This is a genomic window from Prevotella disiens (genome assembly GCF_900454955.1).
Lineage (GTDB): Bacteria > Bacteroidota > Bacteroidia > Bacteroidales > Bacteroidaceae > Prevotella > Prevotella disiens.
In genome coordinates this window covers 253419-268325 of the sequence record NZ_UGTL01000002.1, presented here as the reverse complement: position 1 = coordinate 268325, position 14907 = coordinate 253419, and the positions used below count along the sequence as shown (strand labels likewise).

Sequence of the window (14907 nt, the reverse complement as noted above, 5' to 3'; positions counted from 1 at the left end):
TCTTATGCAAAGTTACGGGAAAGTTTGGAATTGGCAAAATTATGGGGCGTGTTTTCCATTTTTTTCGTGTGCTTTCGTGTTTTGAGTGGAGGGGAAAGGCAACAAAAAAGCCCGACTATTGTCGAGCTTTTTTGTTTTGTTGATTGTATGAATTGTTGCTTACAAGCCACGTGATTTGAGCAATCCTGCTGCATCTGGGGCTTTAAGACCTGTGAAGTCTGTGAAGATTTCCATTAAATCTTTCGTATTACCACGGCTAAGAATCTTGTTACGGAAGTCGTCGCCCACCTTGCGGTTCAAGAAACCATTCTTTGCAAAGTAGTCAGCAATGTTTACTGCCAGTACTTCAGACCAAAGGTAGCTGTAGTAGCCTGCTGCGTAACCGCCACCCCATATGTGATTGAAGTAAGAAGTTGAGTAGCGTGGAGGGATTTGAGCGTTCAACAAACCGATTTCGCTCAATACTTTTGTTTCAAACTCTTGTGCTTTGTCGGCTGTAGGAATGTCCTTTGAACCGAGCATGTGCCATGCCATATCAAGGCAAGTAGCTGCAAGGTTTTCGCCGAGAGCGTATGCTGCTTGGAAATTGATAGAATTCAACATCTTGTCGCGCAATTCTGCTGGCATTGGTTCGTTTGTTTTGTAATGCTTAGCGTAATGATTGAACACTTCAGGAACGCTTGCGAAAGTTTCGTTGAACTGTGATGGCATTTCCACGAAGTCGCGTGCTACGGAAGTACCGCTCAATGTGTTGTAATAGCAGTTAGAAAGCATTCCGTGGAGGGCGTGTCCAAACTCGTGGAACATGGTTGTTACTTCGTCCCATGTTACGAGTGTAGGTTGTCCTTGTGGTGCTTTTGCGTAGTTGCATACGTTGTAAATGATAGGCAATTGTTGGCGCAAACCGCTTTGTTTAGCAAATGCGCTCATCCATGCACCACCGCGTTTTGTTGGACGGCGGAAGTAGTCGCAATATAAGATAGCGAGTTGCTTTCCGTTATTGTCGATAACGTCGAAGACTTTCATATCAGGGTGATAGGTAGGAAGGTCGTGGCGTTCTTTGAAAGTGAGTCCGTAAACTTTATTTGCAGCGTAGAAAATACCATTTATAAGCACTGAATCGATGTTGAAATAAGGTTTTGTTTCTTCATCAGAGAAGTTGTATTGGTCTTTTTTCATCTTTGCAGAATAGTAGAAGCGGTCGTATGGTTGAAGTTTGAAGTCGGCACCTTGTGTTTTTTGTGCATATTCTTCAATGGCTTTTGTTTCTGCTTCTGCCTTTGGTTGGTATTCTTTGATGAGTTGCTTGAGGAAAGCGTATGCCTTTGCAGGAGTTTTTGCCATTACGTTGTCTAATCCATATTCGGCAGCGTTCTTATAACCCATGAGTTCAGCCTTTTCAGCACGAAGTTTAGCAATCTCTACGGCAAATGGGAAAGTGTTGTAGGTGTTGGTTCCGTCGGCACGATGGATAGAAGCATTCCATACACGTTCGCGCAATTGGCGGTTGTCTAAACTTGCAAGGATAGGTTGTTGGGTAGTATTGGTGATAACGATGCAGTAAGGAGCTTTTGCGCCACGACTTTCTGCGTCTTTTTTGCATTGTGCAATGTCTGCTTCGTTCAATCCAGCGAGTTCGTTCACATCGCTAACCCATATAGTTGCTGCTGCGGCCGCCTTTGGAAGCATGTTGCCAAAGTCTTGTTGCAACTGTGCAATGCGGTTGTTGATTTGTTTCATGCGTTCCATTTTGTCTTTTGGAAGCAATGCGCCTGAACGTACGAAACCATTGTAAATTTCCTTCAACAACACTTTATCTTCGCCTTTAAGTGTATTGTACTCGTGGTCGTAAACGTATTTTACACGTTCGAAGAATTTTTGATTGAACGAAATTTCATTCTCAAAGTCGGTCAATAATGGTATGATAGCCTTTTCAGCAGCTTCTATATCTGGAGTCTTATGCGCTTCTGTAACACCGAAAAATACATTTTTCACACGGTCAAGTAACAAGCCACTCTTTTCATAAGCCAAAATTGTATTTTGGAAAGTTGGCTTTTGCTTGTTTGTAACAATTCTTTTAATTTCAGCACGTTGCTCTGCTATTCCTGCTTGAATAGCTGGTAGATAGTGTTCGCCTTTGATTTTGCTGAAATCAGGAGCTCCAAATGGTAATGGACTCTTCTGCATCAATGGATTTGAATACGCAGATTTACCTTTCTTTCCCTTTGGCGCAATGGCTGCTGTAGCCACAAGTGTAGCGCAGGCTAATCCCGCAACGAGGAAAGTTCTTTTAAAATTGTTCTTCATAAGTTTTTATTTTATTTTATAATTATTCGACTCTATTTTAGCAAGTTGCGTTAACAATGATTTTATACTTTAATAAAGCATTGAAAAAGTCACCAACAAAAATAACCAATAAATATTAAATGGCGATAGGTTTCTGAAAAATTAACTTTATTTGCCTCTACTTTTAGTTTCAAGCCAAATCGTTTTCTGCACAAAAGAAAAGGGTTCTGTGCTTTTAAATAGGTTTCTTGCGAAGTCATACGCAAGGTTTCATCTACTGACATGCTTCATTTTCCAATAAATCCAAAACCTTTTGTTCGTCCATCAACCTATCTTGACGGCGCGCAGTATCGTTTATATATTTTATTTTTAATTCGTTTTATCGTGCAAATATAGAAGATAAATTACAGACCAGCAAAAAAAGCGAAACCGAATCAATTGAAAATAGATTTTCCCATAAATACTTTTGCCTTTATAGGGTCTGTTTCATAATTAAATTGTATCTTTGCAAGGGTAATGATAATATCCTTTATCCTAAAAAACATGGAGAAAAGATTAAATAATAACCATTTAATAAGCTGAAAATGAAGAAACTGTACACAATGGTATTGGTGCTTTTTTTGCACTCAACCTACACGCACAAGTTCAAAGACCTAAACTTGTGGTTGGATTAGTAGTAGACCAAATGCGTTGGGACTACCTCTATTTTTATCAAAAAGAATACGGTGAAGGGGGTTTAAAACGCCTTTTGAACAACGGATTTTCGTTCGAAAATACGCTAATCAATTATTCTCCAACCGTAACAGCCATTGGACACACATCGGCTTATACGGGTTCGATACCAGCATTGCACGGCATTTGCGGTAACAACTTCTGGCAAAATGACAAATACATCTACTGTTGCGACGACTCTACCGTACAAAGTGTTGGCTCACAGAGTAAACAAGGTCAAATGAGTCCACGAAGAATGCTCTCTACAACCATTGGCGATGAACTCAGATTGGCTACCGATTTTCGCTCAAAAGTCATTGGTGTTGCTTTGAAAGACCGTGCTGCTATCCTCCCAGCAGGCCACTCTGCCAATGCTGCTTATTGGTGGGACTCATCAGTAGGTCACTTTATTACCTCTTCTTATTATATGAAAACGCTCCCAACATGGGTCGAAAAATTTAACAAGGAGAACCAAAAAGCACCAAAATACGACATAAAAAAATCGAATGAAGGTGTAACAATTACCTTCAAGATGGCAGAAGCAGTCTTAGAAAACGAAGGCTTGGGACAAGGCGACGAAACCGATATGCTCACCGTAAGTATCTCTTCTACTGACGCTATCGGACACGCTTACGGCACAAGAGGCAAAGAAAATCATGATGTTTATATGCAATTGGATAAGGATTTAGCCCACTTCCTTGATGTGTTAGACCAGAAAGTGGGACGCGGAAACTACCTTCTCTTCCTTACTGCCGACCATGGAGCTGCGCATAACTATAACTTCTTGAAAGAACACAACCTCCCTGGGGGCGCATACGATTATAAAAAGGCAGTGAAAGACCTTAACAACCACTTGCAAAAAACCTTCGGTATCAAGCCAGTAATGGGCGAAGACAATTATCAATTCTACTTTGACGATGCCATGATTGCTCAAGCAGGCAAAAAAAAGCAAGAGGTAATAGACGAAGCCATTGACTTTTTAAAACAAGACGAGCAATACGTTTTCGTGTTTGATTACGAAAAAGTGGCGCAAACTACCATGCCTGATTATATAAAGACACGAATGACGAACGGATACATGAATCACCGTTCGGGAGAAATAGGATTTGTAACACGTGCTCAATACTTTGGAGCAAAGAATGCGCCTGACTACAAAGGCACATCGCACGGACAACCTTACAATTACGACTCTCACATACCATGGTTAATGTATGGTTGGCATGTTAACCAAGGAGAAACAAACCAAGAAGTTACAATAAACGACATTGCAGCAACCGTCTGCGGTATGCTTAAAATACAAGCGCCGTCAGGTTGCATCGGAAAAGCTGTGTTAAGATAAAAGAAAAACTATGCACATAGCAATAGCTGGAAACATTGGAAGCGGTAAAACAACACTGACAACTATGCTCGCAAAAAGATATGGGTGGGTTCCACGATACGAATCAGTGGACTATAATCCGTATTTAGACGATTACTATAAGGACATAAAACGTTGGTCGTTCGCCATGGAAATATTCTTTCTCAAAGAGCGATTCAAGGATTTATTGGAAATTAGTAAAGCGGGAAAAGATGTCATACAAGACCGAACTATCTACGAAGGAGTTTATGTTTTTACGGCAAACAACTACGCAATGGGGAATTTAGACAATAGGGATTACGAAACCTACATGGAACTTTTTGAAGACATGACAGACGCTGTGCGCTATCCCGACCTCATGCTTTACTTAAAATCGTCGGTGAGCCACCTTGTAGCAAACATTGAAAAGCGAGGGCGCAACTACGAGCAACGCATGCCACTCGACTATCTCGAAAATATAAATAAGCGGTATGATGACTTCATAGAAAACCAATACAAAGGCAGAGTACTCACTATCGAAGTGGATAAACTCGATTATGAACACAATCCAAAAGATTTCGGATTGATAACCGACAAAATTGATAGAGAATTGTTCGGACTTTTTTAAACCAAACCAATCGTAGAATTTCAGAATACAAACAATATGCATATAGCAATCGCAGGAAACATAGGAGCAGGAAAGACGACACTCACCACAATGCTCGCAAAAAGATATGGCTGGAAAGCACAATTCGAGCCAGTAGACAATAATCCTTATCTCGCAGATTACTACGAAGATATGAATCGTTGGGCATTTAACCTACAAATTTATTTCCTTAACAAACGATTCCGTGATGTGGTAGATATATCACGCTCGAACGATACCATTATTCAAGACAGAACCATCTTCGAAGATGCAAAGATTTTTGCACCAAACCTACACGAAATGGGACTCATGAGCGACCGCGATTTCGACAACTATACTCATTTGTTCGACCTCATGCTAAGTCTTGTAAAGTTGCCCGACCTTCTTATTTATATAAGGAGTAGCGTGCCACACCTCATTGACCACATTCAGCAGCGTGGACGTGAATATGAGCAAACCATGCGCATTGATTATCTGCGTGGACTCAACGAACGCTACGAAGAATGGATAAAGACATACAAAGGCGAAATTATGATTGTAGACGGCGATACCACCGATTTTGCAACCAATCCTCAAGACTTTAAGCGCATTGAGGACATGATTGACGCCCGATTGTTCGGATTATTCCCACCAACAGAAGATAAATAAAACAAAATAAAGAAATGGAAAAAGTAAAAACATTAATCATAGGCAGTGGTCCAGCAGGCTACACAGCAGCCATTTACGCAAGTCGTTCCAACTTAAATCCTATACTCTACGCAGGATTGCAACCAGGAGGACAATTGACAACAACTACTATCATTGAAAACTTCCCAGGTTTCAAAGATGGTATTGATGCCAACCAACTCATGATAGAAATGCAAACACAAGCCAAAAATGTTGGTGCTGACGTGCGCGACGGCTCTATCGTAAAAGTAGACCTCGCAAAACGCCCATTCATCGCCGAAGATGAGCGTGGCAACCAAATTGAAGCCAACACCATTATCGTTGCAACAGGTGCCAGCGCAAAGTATTTGGGACTCGCTGACGAAGAAAAATATCGAGGACAAGGCGTTAGTGCATGTGCCACTTGCGATGGTTTCTTCTATCGTAAACGCACCGTAGCCGTTGTAGGCGGTGGCGACACAGCTTGCGAAGAAGCCATGTATCTTTCAAGTTTAGCAAAGAAAGTCTACATGATTGTGCGCAAACCTTACCTCCGTGCAGCCGAAATCATGCGCAAACGTGTTGAAGACCAAGAAAATATTGAAATCCTTTACAACACCAACACGTTCGGACTTTTCGGCGAAAATGGTGTCGAAGGCGCTCATTTAGTACGTTTCAAAGGCGAAGAGAACGAAGAAAACTACGACATCGCCATTGACGGTTTCTTCCTCGCCATTGGACATAACCCAAACACCGAGCTTTTCAAAGGTCAGTTAGAATTAGACGAACAAGGTTTCATCGTTACCCGTCCAAAATCAACCGCTACCAGCATTGAAGGTGTCTATGCCGCAGGCGATGTTGCCGACCCAACCTATCGACAAGGCGTTGTAGCAGCCGGAGCAGGCGCAATGGCAGCTATTGAGGCCGAAAGATTTTTGCAAGAGAAGGGCGAAAAATAAGCTAAACTTTTTAAAAAGGGTGGAGGGCTACCGATAATTTGGTCAAAAGCAGACTTGTCCACCTCGTCCGATGAAGTCTGATTTGTCAGAAAATCCCTTTCCTCAATTTACCCCCTTCAAATACCAAATAGCAAAACCCACTGTTTTGAAGCATAAAACAGCCTGTTTTATGCTTCAAAACAGTGGGTTTTATTTTTGTAAGAGTTTGGTTATCCAAATGGGGAACGTTGTAGGGGCGTGATTCATCACGTTCCTCATGAGCAAGTTTTTGATTTATAAAGCCTTAAACTTATGAGGAACGTGATGAATCACGCCCCTACAAAATTATTTTTTCGCAAAACAGTACTTACTTCCTACATTTCTTAATGGGGAATGTTGTAGGGGCGTGATTCATCACGTTCCTCATGAGCAAATTTTTGATTTATAAACCCTTAAACTTATTAGGAACGTGATAAATCACGCCCCTACAAAATTAATTTTTCGCAAAAACAGTACTTACTTCCTACATTTCTTAATGGGGAACGTTGTAGGGGCGTGATTCATCACGTTCCTCATGAGCAAGTTTTTGATTTATAAAGCCTTAAACTTATGAGGAACGTGATAAATCACGCCCCTACAAAATTAATTTTTCGCAAAAACAGTACTTACTTCCTACATTTTTTGCGTTTATATTTACTCTATGCCACGCTCGGTCAAGGCCTTAGCGTATTTTTGAGCGTTTATATTATGCTCTTCGTAAGTCTCTGCGAAATTGTGTGTGCCGCTGAAATCCTCTTTTGCGCACATATATATATAATTATGGTGTACATAATTTAGCACCGCTTCAATGGCTGCCACGCATGGAATACGAATCGGACCAGGAGGTAATCCTTTATATTTATAGGTATTGTATGGACTGTCATAGCTCAACCACTTCACATAAATGCGGTGGGCTTCAAACTTTCCTAACGCAAACTTCACGGTTGGGTCGGCTTGTAAAGCCATATTTCTATGTAAACGATTGATGTACATACCAGCAATTTTAGGCATTTCGCCCTCGTTATCGGTTTCTTCATCAACAATACTTGCCAATGTCATGACCTCTTCTTTACTAAACCCATTGCTCTCAGCCTTTTGTGTGCGTTCGAACGACCAAAATTTCTTGTCCTCTTTGCTCATCTTTTCAAGAAATTCATCAACAGAAGTGTCCCAATAAAAGTCGTAGGTGTTAGGGATAAACATGCCAATAATGGTTTCAGGCGTATAGCCATATTTCTTACAAACTTCAGGCGAAGTTACTGCATTCATAAAGTCTTTGTGCGAGAAAATAAGCTTCTTGCAAATATCGTCAGCCAAATCGCCCAACGTTCTAACCGACCTAATCGTCAGCGTTACAGGGGCTTGACTACCGTTGCGGAAGTTTCTGAATGTCTGTAATGCGCCCGAACTTCCCACAGCATATCGTCCTGAACGAATATGCTTTTTGTAAGCGAGAACTTTTGCTAACTGCTTGAAAGTCCACAAACTATGTTTTGTTGAAACATGTTCCAACTTTGTATAAACCGAATCAATGTTATCGTCGTTGTCAATAAAAACATATTCTTTCTCACCCGTCTTTGACATGGAAGAAAATAGAAAGAAATAAGCGATGATACCCCCCAATAGGGCTACAACACCTGCCACTTTTAAGCCTTTATGATTACTCTTCTTACGTTTTGTCTTTGTCATGTTATTTCTTTTTTAACGGCTGCAAAGGTAAACATTTTGCTGCAAACACATCACATAAAGGAATGAAAGAAAGTGTATTTTTTCTGTTTTTAAAATCTTTTATAGTAGTTCAAAAGTGTTATTTCAATTGTTTTAATTAATAATTATCAATTAACATTTATCAATTAAGTTAATATAGCTAAATAGAATGAATATTATTAACTTTTAATTGTTAATTGATTAATAGTTTTAGTAACTTTGCTTTTGGTTAAAACAAACAAAAACGCATACCGATTTAACATTGGTTGCAATCAATAAAAAAGAAGATGAACAAAAAAACGATTTGGACAATTGCAGTCATCATGGGACTTTCGTTCCTTGCCCTTCTTTTGCTACAACTCAATTACATTGAGGAAATGGCAGAAATGAAAAAGGAGCAGTTTGACGAATCGGTAAATCGCGCCCTCTATCAGGCTTCACGAAACATGGAGTTGAACGAAACGTTACGTTTTTTAGAGAAGGACGTGAATAAAAATGAATTAAAGAGCGAGAAGAAAGAAGATGTAAAAAAGAAGGTAACAGCAGGAACGCATCAAGCCTCTAACACTGAATTAGACATCGTTGAGCCTTACTCTTCATTCCAATCGAAACTTTTGCAAAACAATCCGTCGCTTACGCCAAAAGCAATGATACTCCGCAATGACAGCAGTACCATTTCTGCCACGAAGCGAAAGATGCAAGAAGTGGTGCGCAATCGGTACGTTTATCAGAAAGCGTTGTTAGAAGAAGTTGTTTACAACATACTTTATTCGGCATCAGAGAAACCTTTGAATCAGCGAATTAACTTCAAACTACTCGACCAAGATTTAAAAGCAGAGATGATGAACAATGGTATCAACATTCCTTACCACTTCTCTGTGCTAACACAAGACGGACGTGTGGTTTATAAATGCCCTGATTATGCTGAAAATAACGATGAAGTAAGCTACTCACAAGTGCTTTTCCGCAACGACCCACCAAACAGAATGGGCGTCGTAAAAGTGCATTTCCCAGACATGAATAGCTATATTTTCTCAAGTATACGCTTCATGATTCCGTCCATCATCTTCACTTTCGTGTTGTTGGTAACCTTTATTTTCACCATTGTCATCATCTTCCGACAAAAGAAATATTCTGAAATAAAGAACGACTTTATCAATAATATGACCCACGAACTGAAAACACCGATAGCAAGCATATCATTGGCAGCACAAATGATGAACGATTCAAGCTTGACAAAGTCGCCAAAAATGATAGAACACTTAGGCGGAGTAGTGAACGATGAGGCTAAACGCTTGCGCTTCTTGGTAGAGAAAGTACTCCAAATGAGTATGTACGACCAAAAGAAAGCAGTGCTTAAAAAGAAATATGTAGACCTTAACGAAATGGTAGAAACCATTGCAAATTCGTTTACACTGCGTGTTGAACATACTGGCGGTAAGGTGTTTACAGAAATTTCTGCCATAGATTCAATGATATATGTGGACGAAATGCACTTCCAAAACGTCATCTTCAATCTGTTGGACAATGCAGTAAAATACGCCAAAGCAGACCAACCATTGAACGTTTACCTCAAAACGTGGAATACAAACGAACACCTTTATCTCACCATACGCGATACAGGGCAAGGCATAAAGAAAGATAATTTGAAGAAAATCTTTGATAAATTCTATCGTGTACATACAGGTAACCGCCACGATGTCAAAGGGTTTGGGTTAGGATTAGCCTATGTTAAACGCATGGTAGACTTGCACGAAGGCGAAATTAGAGTAGATAGCGAATATGGAAAAGGAACGAAATTTACAATCATTCTGCCCGTATTGCTCGATAAAGACTAATTTGCAAGCAAAAAGAACAAACGAAATAAACAAATAAAATAGAAACAAACTAATAAAAGGAGAAAAGATATGGAAGAAAATTTCAAGATTTTATTGTGCGAAGATGATGAGAATCTCGGAACACTATTGAGTGAATATTTGCAAGCAAAAGACTATCAAGCTGACCTTTGCCCAGATGGCGAAATTGGATACAAAACATTCTTGAAGAACAAGTACGACATCTGTGTTCTCGATGTGATGATGCCAAAGAAAGACGGCTTTACATTGGCACAAGAAATTCGTCAGACCAACGCTGAAATCCCAATCATTTTCTTGACAGCAAAGCAATTGAAAGAAGATATTTTGGCAGGATTTAAGATTGGTGCAGACGACTACATCACCAAACCTTTCTCAATGGAAGAACTCGTATTCCGTATTGAAGCTATCCTTCGCCGTGTACGTGGAAAGAAGAGCAAAGAATCAACACTATATCAAATTGGTCGTTTCGCATTCGATACACAAAAGCAATTGCTTACACTCGACAACGACCCAGAAAAGGCAACAAAACTTACAACAAAAGAAAACGAATTGCTCGCCTTACTTTGCGCACATTCAAACGAAATTCTACAACGCGATTACGCTTTGAAGACCATTTGGATTGACGACAACTACTTCAATGCACGCTCAATGGACGTTTACATTACAAAATTGCGCAAACATTTGAAAGCCGATGACCAAATTGAAATCATCAATATCCATGGTAAGGGCTACAAACTCATCGTACCAGAAGAAGAATAAAGCTAATATATAAGGTGAAAAAACTTATATGAACCCCCAAAAGCCTATTCGCAGCAATGCAAATAGGCTTTTTTGTGGAAGAAAACCTAAACCATTATACGTTAAAAATCACGCTTTTGCAGTTTAACATGGGCAACGGTTCCACCAATAACCAATGTCAATCCAGCGAAAAGCAAACCATTGCCATGCACTTTTGCCAATAGATGAACGACGAAAAGAATAAGCCCCACCATCACACAAAATAAGCCTAAATATTTGATATATCCCTTCATAAGGTGCAAAAGTACTAAAAAGATTTGGCTATTTCATAAAAAAACAGTACTTTTGCACCGCATTTCAAAAAGAGATGCATAATATTTATAAATAATTTATATAACGTAGTATGAATCAATACGAAACCGTTTTCATTTTGACTCCCGTTTTATCTGATGAACAGATGAAGGAAGCGGTCGCAAAATTCAAGACTCTGCTTACCGATAATGGTGCTGAAATCTTGAACGAAGAGCTTTGGGGACTCAAAAAATTGGCTTACAACATTCAAAAGAAATCATCAGGTTTCTACGCAATGTTAGAGTTCAACGCAGAACCATCAGTTATTAACACTCTCGAAACAGGCTTCCGCCGTGACGAGAAAGTTATTCGTTACATCACCGTTAAGCAAGACAAATATTCAGCAGCTTATGCTGAAAAGCGTCGTGCTAAGTGGGCAGCTAAAAAGGAGGCTTAATCATGGCAGAGCAAAAGAAGTCAGAAATTCGTTATTTGACAGCACCTTCTATCGATACAAAGAAGAAGAAGTATTGTCGTTTTAAGAAGAGTGGTATTAAGTACATCGACTACAAGGACGGAGAATTCCTCAAAAAGTTCTTGAACGAGCAAGGTAAAATCCTTCCACGTCGTATTACTGGAACATCTTTGAAGTATCAACGTCGTGTGGCACAAGCTGTTAAGCGCGCACGCCAGATTGCATTGCTTCCATATGTAACCGATTTGATGAAATAAAAAAGGAGGCTAAAGATATGGAAATTATACTTAGAGAAGATATTATCGGTCTTGGTTACAAGAACGAAATCGTAAATGTAAAGAGCGGCTATGGTCGTAACTATCTCATTCCAACAGGTAAAGGTATCATCGCATCTCCTTCTGCAAAGAAGCAATTGGCTGAAAACCTCAAGCAACAAGCTGCTAAGATTGCTGCTAAAAAGGCTGAAGCAGAAAAGCGTGCTGCCCAATTGGAAGGTGTAGAATTGGTAATCTCAGCTAAAGTTTCTGCTACTGGCGTAACTTACGGCTCTGTAAATACAGCTACTGTTGCTGAAGAATTGGCAAAGAAGGGCATTGAAATTGACCGCAAGATTATCACCATGCGTGATATCAAGAAGGTTGGTACTTTCGAAGCCGTTATTCACTTCTTCAAGGACGTAGAATTTAAGTTGCCTGTTACTGTTGTTGCTGAAAATCAACCAGAACCAAAGGCTGAAGAAGTTGAAACAGTTGAAGAAGCTCCTGTAGCAGCTGAAGAAGCAGCAGCAACAGAAGAAGCTCCAGCAGCTGAATAACACAAATTCTCGCAAGAGAATTTCTGTAAATTGAACAAATAACAACCCTTATAAATGTCCCTTGCACCATGAAAAGTGTAAGGGATTTTTTATTTTACATGAAGAAAATTGTACTTACAGGCGGTCCATGTGCAGGTAAAACAACCGCATTGGTGAAAATAATGGAACACTTTTCAAGTATTGGATATAAGGTGTTCATCATTCCAGAATTGCCAACTTTGTTTCTACAAGCTGGTATGGATTATCTTACCGATAACAAACAGTTCTTCTATGAAGGCGAAAAAGCTACATTGGAGATGCAAATTGCAATGGAAGATAGATTCCAACGCATGGCAGAAACTATCAAGCAACCTGTTTTAATGGTCTGCGATAGGGGAACAATGGATATTTCTGCCTACATGAAACCCGAACTTTGGGAGGAAATTACAGCGGTGGTAGGTACAAATACTGAAGCTTTACGGTCGCGTTACGATGCAGTACTCCACTTGGTTAGTGCTGCCGATGGGGCTGAACAATTCTATACCACCGCTACAAACAAAGAAAGAACCGAAGGATTGGAGTTAGCTCGCGAACTTGATAAGAAGGTTATTCATGCGTGGTCGGGACACTCTCGCTTGCGTGTCATCAATAATCATGAGAAGTTTGAAACAAAATTGGAACGTGTTTTGCAAGAAATTTCTGATGTATTAGAGATTCCTCGCCAAGCTATTAAAGAACGTAAGTACATCGTAAAGCTGACAGGAGAAATCCCAGAAGCGATAGAAAGCAAAATCATTCAAACTTATCTTACTTCCGAACCTAACAACGAAGTAAGGTTGCGCCGCCGTATTCTCAATGGTATTTCTGTCAATGTGCGTACGACAAAGAAAACTTTATCGAACAACGAACAAGTAGAAACAGAACGTCAAATCGACAATAATCTTTATAAATCGTTGCTCCGTTCAGCCGATCCATACCGCCAACAAATCAAGAAAACGCGTAAAACATTCATTTGGAAAGGACAGTTTTTCGAACTTGATACATTCATTGAGCCATACAATGGTCTGCAAATCCTTGAAACAAGGGGCATTATCGAACACGAAGTTGTAAATTTCCCACCATTTTTAGAGGTTCTTGAGGACATTACGGGGAATACAAAATATTATAATTACAACCTTGCGTTGAAGGAAAATAACCATTAACGCTTGTGTAACTCCAACCTGGTATGAACCAAAGTGGACAAAAAAAGAGTGGAGTGAGCATAAAATATCTATAATTAAGGGTGAAAGCGGAAAAAATATTGTAAGTTTGCATAAAGTAAAATTCAACTTTCACTTTATCATAAAACTTTAAACGTGAGCATCAACAACAATTATAGCTTTAGATTTCCAGCAGAATGGGAGCCACAAAGTGGCGTTATGCTAATTTGGCCGCATGCAGAAACAGATTGGAAACCCTATCTGGACGATATAACAACGACCTATTTGCAACTCGCAGATGCTATCACTCGGTATGAAAAATTGTTGCTTGTCGCACAAGAATTGCCCCAAGTTCAGCAACTCATAGCTTCACGAATTAGCGAAAAACAATACCAAAACATCATATTTTGCTCGGCAGAAAACGATGATACATGGGCTCGTGATGTTGCGCCAATCACCCTTATTCCGTGTGAAAAGGGTGAGAAAACAAGTTTGCCTTACCACCTTCTTGACTTTAAATTCAATGGGTGGGGCGACAAATTTGCTGCTGATAAAGACAATTGCATCAATCGAAAACTTTATTTTGAAGGCATCTTTAACGGCATATTAGAGAACCATAAGGACTTTATTTTGGAAGGTGGCTCGATTGAAAGTGACGGCAAACATACTTTGTTTACGACCACTTCGTGTCTTACAGCACCTCATCGCAACCAACCTTTGACACAAAACGATTTGGAGAAACGGTTGCTTATGCTCTTTCCCGATATGCAACGAGTGGTTTGGATAAATCATGGCGAACTTCAAGGCGACGATACCGACGGGCATATTGATACGATTTTGCGCTGCGCTCCCAACGATACGCTCCTTTATGTCAGCACTGACGACACTTCAGACCCACATTATGACGAGTTGAAAGCCTTGGACGAACAAGCTAAATCGCTAAGAACCATAGACGGAAAGCCTTACAAACGCTTCAAACTTCCTATTCCAAAAGCTATTTTTGACGACGGAGAACGATTGCCAGCTACCTACGCTAACTTCTTGATACTGAATGGTGCGGTGCTTGTTCCTACCTATAATCAGCCCGAATACGACAAGGTTGCATTGGAAAGGATACAGGCTGCGTTTCCAAATTACGATATTATCGGCATTGATTCATTGACGATTATTCGCCAACATGGGTCAATTCATTGCTTAACGATGCAGTTCCCAGAGGGTGTTTTATAGGAAATTATTGAAAGGAAAAA

The 14907-nt window shown here is 40.0% G+C and carries 14 protein-coding genes and 1 pseudogene; 11 read left to right on the top strand and 4 right to left on the bottom strand.

The window, feature by feature from the left end; translation table 11 throughout:
• Window positions 1–159 precede the first annotated feature (159 nt).
• Both DYI03_RS11610 and DYI03_RS13510 read right to left on the bottom strand, forming a co-directional pair.
• Entirely contained in the window at window positions 160–2307 is a 2148-nt protein-coding gene (locus tag DYI03_RS11610) for a M3 family metallopeptidase (RefSeq protein WP_021668345.1), read from the bottom strand.
• Between the two features lie 89 nt (window positions 2308–2396).
• Window positions 2397–2570 (bottom strand): hypothetical protein, encoded by a 174-nt coding sequence (locus DYI03_RS13510; protein ID WP_021668344.1) that lies wholly within the window; start codon window positions 2568–2570, stop codon window positions 2397–2399.
• A gap of 300 nt (window positions 2571–2870) precedes the next feature.
• Here DYI03_RS13510 and DYI03_RS11600 point away from each other — a divergent pair.
• The 4 genes and pseudogenes from DYI03_RS11600 (at window position 2871) to trxB (ending at window position 6583) form a co-directional block, all read left to right on the top strand.
• Window positions 2871–4336 (top strand): annotated as a pseudogene (locus DYI03_RS11600) (alkaline phosphatase family protein).
• Between the two features lie 10 nt (window positions 4337–4346).
• Complete coding sequence (locus DYI03_RS11595; protein ID WP_021668341.1) at window positions 4347–4961, top strand: deoxynucleoside kinase; 615 nt, start codon at window positions 4347–4349, stop codon at window positions 4959–4961.
• Window positions 4962–4997: 36 nt separating this feature from the next.
• Window positions 4998–5627, top strand: coding sequence for a deoxynucleoside kinase (locus DYI03_RS11590; protein WP_004355295.1), 630 nt, complete (start codon window positions 4998–5000; stop codon window positions 5625–5627).
• Between the two features lie 14 nt (window positions 5628–5641).
• A complete protein-coding gene (gene trxB, locus DYI03_RS11585; RefSeq protein WP_021668338.1) occupies window positions 5642–6583 on the top strand; it encodes a thioredoxin-disulfide reductase in 942 nt (313 codons plus the stop codon).
• Between the two features lie 672 nt (window positions 6584–7255).
• On the opposite strand, the gene mltG is transcribed toward trxB, so the two are convergent.
• Window positions 7256–8290: an endolytic transglycosylase MltG gene (mltG, locus tag DYI03_RS11580; protein WP_004355443.1), complete on the bottom strand. Its 1035-nt coding sequence runs from the start codon at window positions 8288–8290 to the stop codon at window positions 7256–7258.
• Window positions 8291–8595: 305 nt separating this feature from the next.
• Between mltG and DYI03_RS11575 the strand changes: the two genes are divergently transcribed.
• A complete protein-coding gene (locus tag DYI03_RS11575; RefSeq protein ID WP_021669136.1) occupies window positions 8596–10146 on the top strand; it encodes a sensor histidine kinase in 1551 nt (516 codons plus the stop codon).
• Window positions 10147–10215: 69 nt separating this feature from the next.
• The gene (gene rprY, locus DYI03_RS11570; protein ID WP_004355451.1) at window positions 10216–10923 is read left to right on the top strand and encodes a response regulator transcription factor RprY; all 708 of its coding nucleotides are present in this window, start codon (window positions 10216–10218) and stop codon (window positions 10921–10923) included.
• A gap of 101 nt (window positions 10924–11024) precedes the next feature.
• Here rprY and DYI03_RS11565 read toward each other — a convergent pair whose 3' ends face one another.
• A complete protein-coding gene (locus DYI03_RS11565; RefSeq protein ID WP_004355326.1) occupies window positions 11025–11195 on the bottom strand; it encodes a hypothetical protein in 171 nt (56 codons plus the stop codon).
• A gap of 110 nt (window positions 11196–11305) precedes the next feature.
• On the opposite strand from DYI03_RS11565, the gene rpsF reads away from it, so the two are divergent.
• The 5 genes from rpsF (at window position 11306) to DYI03_RS11540 (ending at window position 14887) form a co-directional block, all read left to right on the top strand.
• Window positions 11306–11650 carry a 30S ribosomal protein S6 gene (gene rpsF / locus DYI03_RS11560; RefSeq protein WP_004355400.1) on the top strand — a complete coding sequence of 115 codons (345 nt, stop codon included), beginning with the start codon at window positions 11306–11308 and terminating at the stop codon, window positions 11648–11650.
• Window positions 11651–11652: 2 nt separating this feature from the next.
• Window positions 11653–11925: a 30S ribosomal protein S18 gene (rpsR, locus tag DYI03_RS11555; RefSeq protein ID WP_004355224.1), complete on the top strand. Its 273-nt coding sequence runs from the start codon at window positions 11653–11655 to the stop codon at window positions 11923–11925.
• A gap of 17 nt (window positions 11926–11942) precedes the next feature.
• A complete protein-coding gene (rplI, locus tag DYI03_RS11550; RefSeq protein ID WP_004355462.1) occupies window positions 11943–12482 on the top strand; it encodes a 50S ribosomal protein L9 in 540 nt (179 codons plus the stop codon).
• A gap of 98 nt (window positions 12483–12580) precedes the next feature.
• Complete coding sequence (locus DYI03_RS11545; protein ID WP_025064642.1) at window positions 12581–13663, top strand: AAA family ATPase; 1083 nt, start codon at window positions 12581–12583, stop codon at window positions 13661–13663.
• A gap of 153 nt (window positions 13664–13816) precedes the next feature.
• Complete coding sequence (locus DYI03_RS11540) at window positions 13817–14887, top strand: agmatine deiminase family protein (RefSeq protein ID WP_021669134.1); 1071 nt, start codon at window positions 13817–13819, stop codon at window positions 14885–14887.
• Window positions 14888–14907: the final 20 nt, after the last annotated feature.

Bases quoted from the DNA above. Each gene is read 5' to 3' on its own strand.
- DYI03_RS11610 (WP_021668345.1), bottom strand. From the start codon at position 2,307: ATGAAGAACAATTTTAAAAGAACTTTCCTCGTTGCGGGATTAGCCTGC.
- DYI03_RS13510 (WP_021668344.1), bottom strand. From the start codon at position 2,570: ATGTCAGTAGATGAAACCTTGCGTATGACTTCGCAAGAAACCTATTTA.
- DYI03_RS11595 (WP_021668341.1), top strand. From the start codon at position 4,347: ATGCACATAGCAATAGCTGGAAACATTGGAAGCGGTAAAACAACACTG.
- DYI03_RS11590 (WP_004355295.1), top strand. From the start codon at position 4,998: ATGCATATAGCAATCGCAGGAAACATAGGAGCAGGAAAGACGACACTC.
- trxB (WP_021668338.1), top strand. From the start codon at position 5,642: ATGGAAAAAGTAAAAACATTAATCATAGGCAGTGGTCCAGCAGGCTAC.
- mltG (WP_004355443.1), bottom strand. From the start codon at position 8,290: ATGACAAAGACAAAACGTAAGAAGAGTAATCATAAAGGCTTAAAAGTG.
- DYI03_RS11575 (WP_021669136.1), top strand. From the start codon at position 8,596: ATGAACAAAAAAACGATTTGGACAATTGCAGTCATCATGGGACTTTCG.
- rprY (WP_004355451.1), top strand. From the start codon at position 10,216: ATGGAAGAAAATTTCAAGATTTTATTGTGCGAAGATGATGAGAATCTC.
- DYI03_RS11565 (WP_004355326.1), bottom strand. From the start codon at position 11,195: ATGAAGGGATATATCAAATATTTAGGCTTATTTTGTGTGATGGTGGGG.
- rpsF (WP_004355400.1), top strand. From the start codon at position 11,306: ATGAATCAATACGAAACCGTTTTCATTTTGACTCCCGTTTTATCTGAT.
- rpsR (WP_004355224.1), top strand. From the start codon at position 11,653: ATGGCAGAGCAAAAGAAGTCAGAAATTCGTTATTTGACAGCACCTTCT.
- rplI (WP_004355462.1), top strand. From the start codon at position 11,943: ATGGAAATTATACTTAGAGAAGATATTATCGGTCTTGGTTACAAGAAC.
- DYI03_RS11545 (WP_025064642.1), top strand. From the start codon at position 12,581: ATGAAGAAAATTGTACTTACAGGCGGTCCATGTGCAGGTAAAACAACC.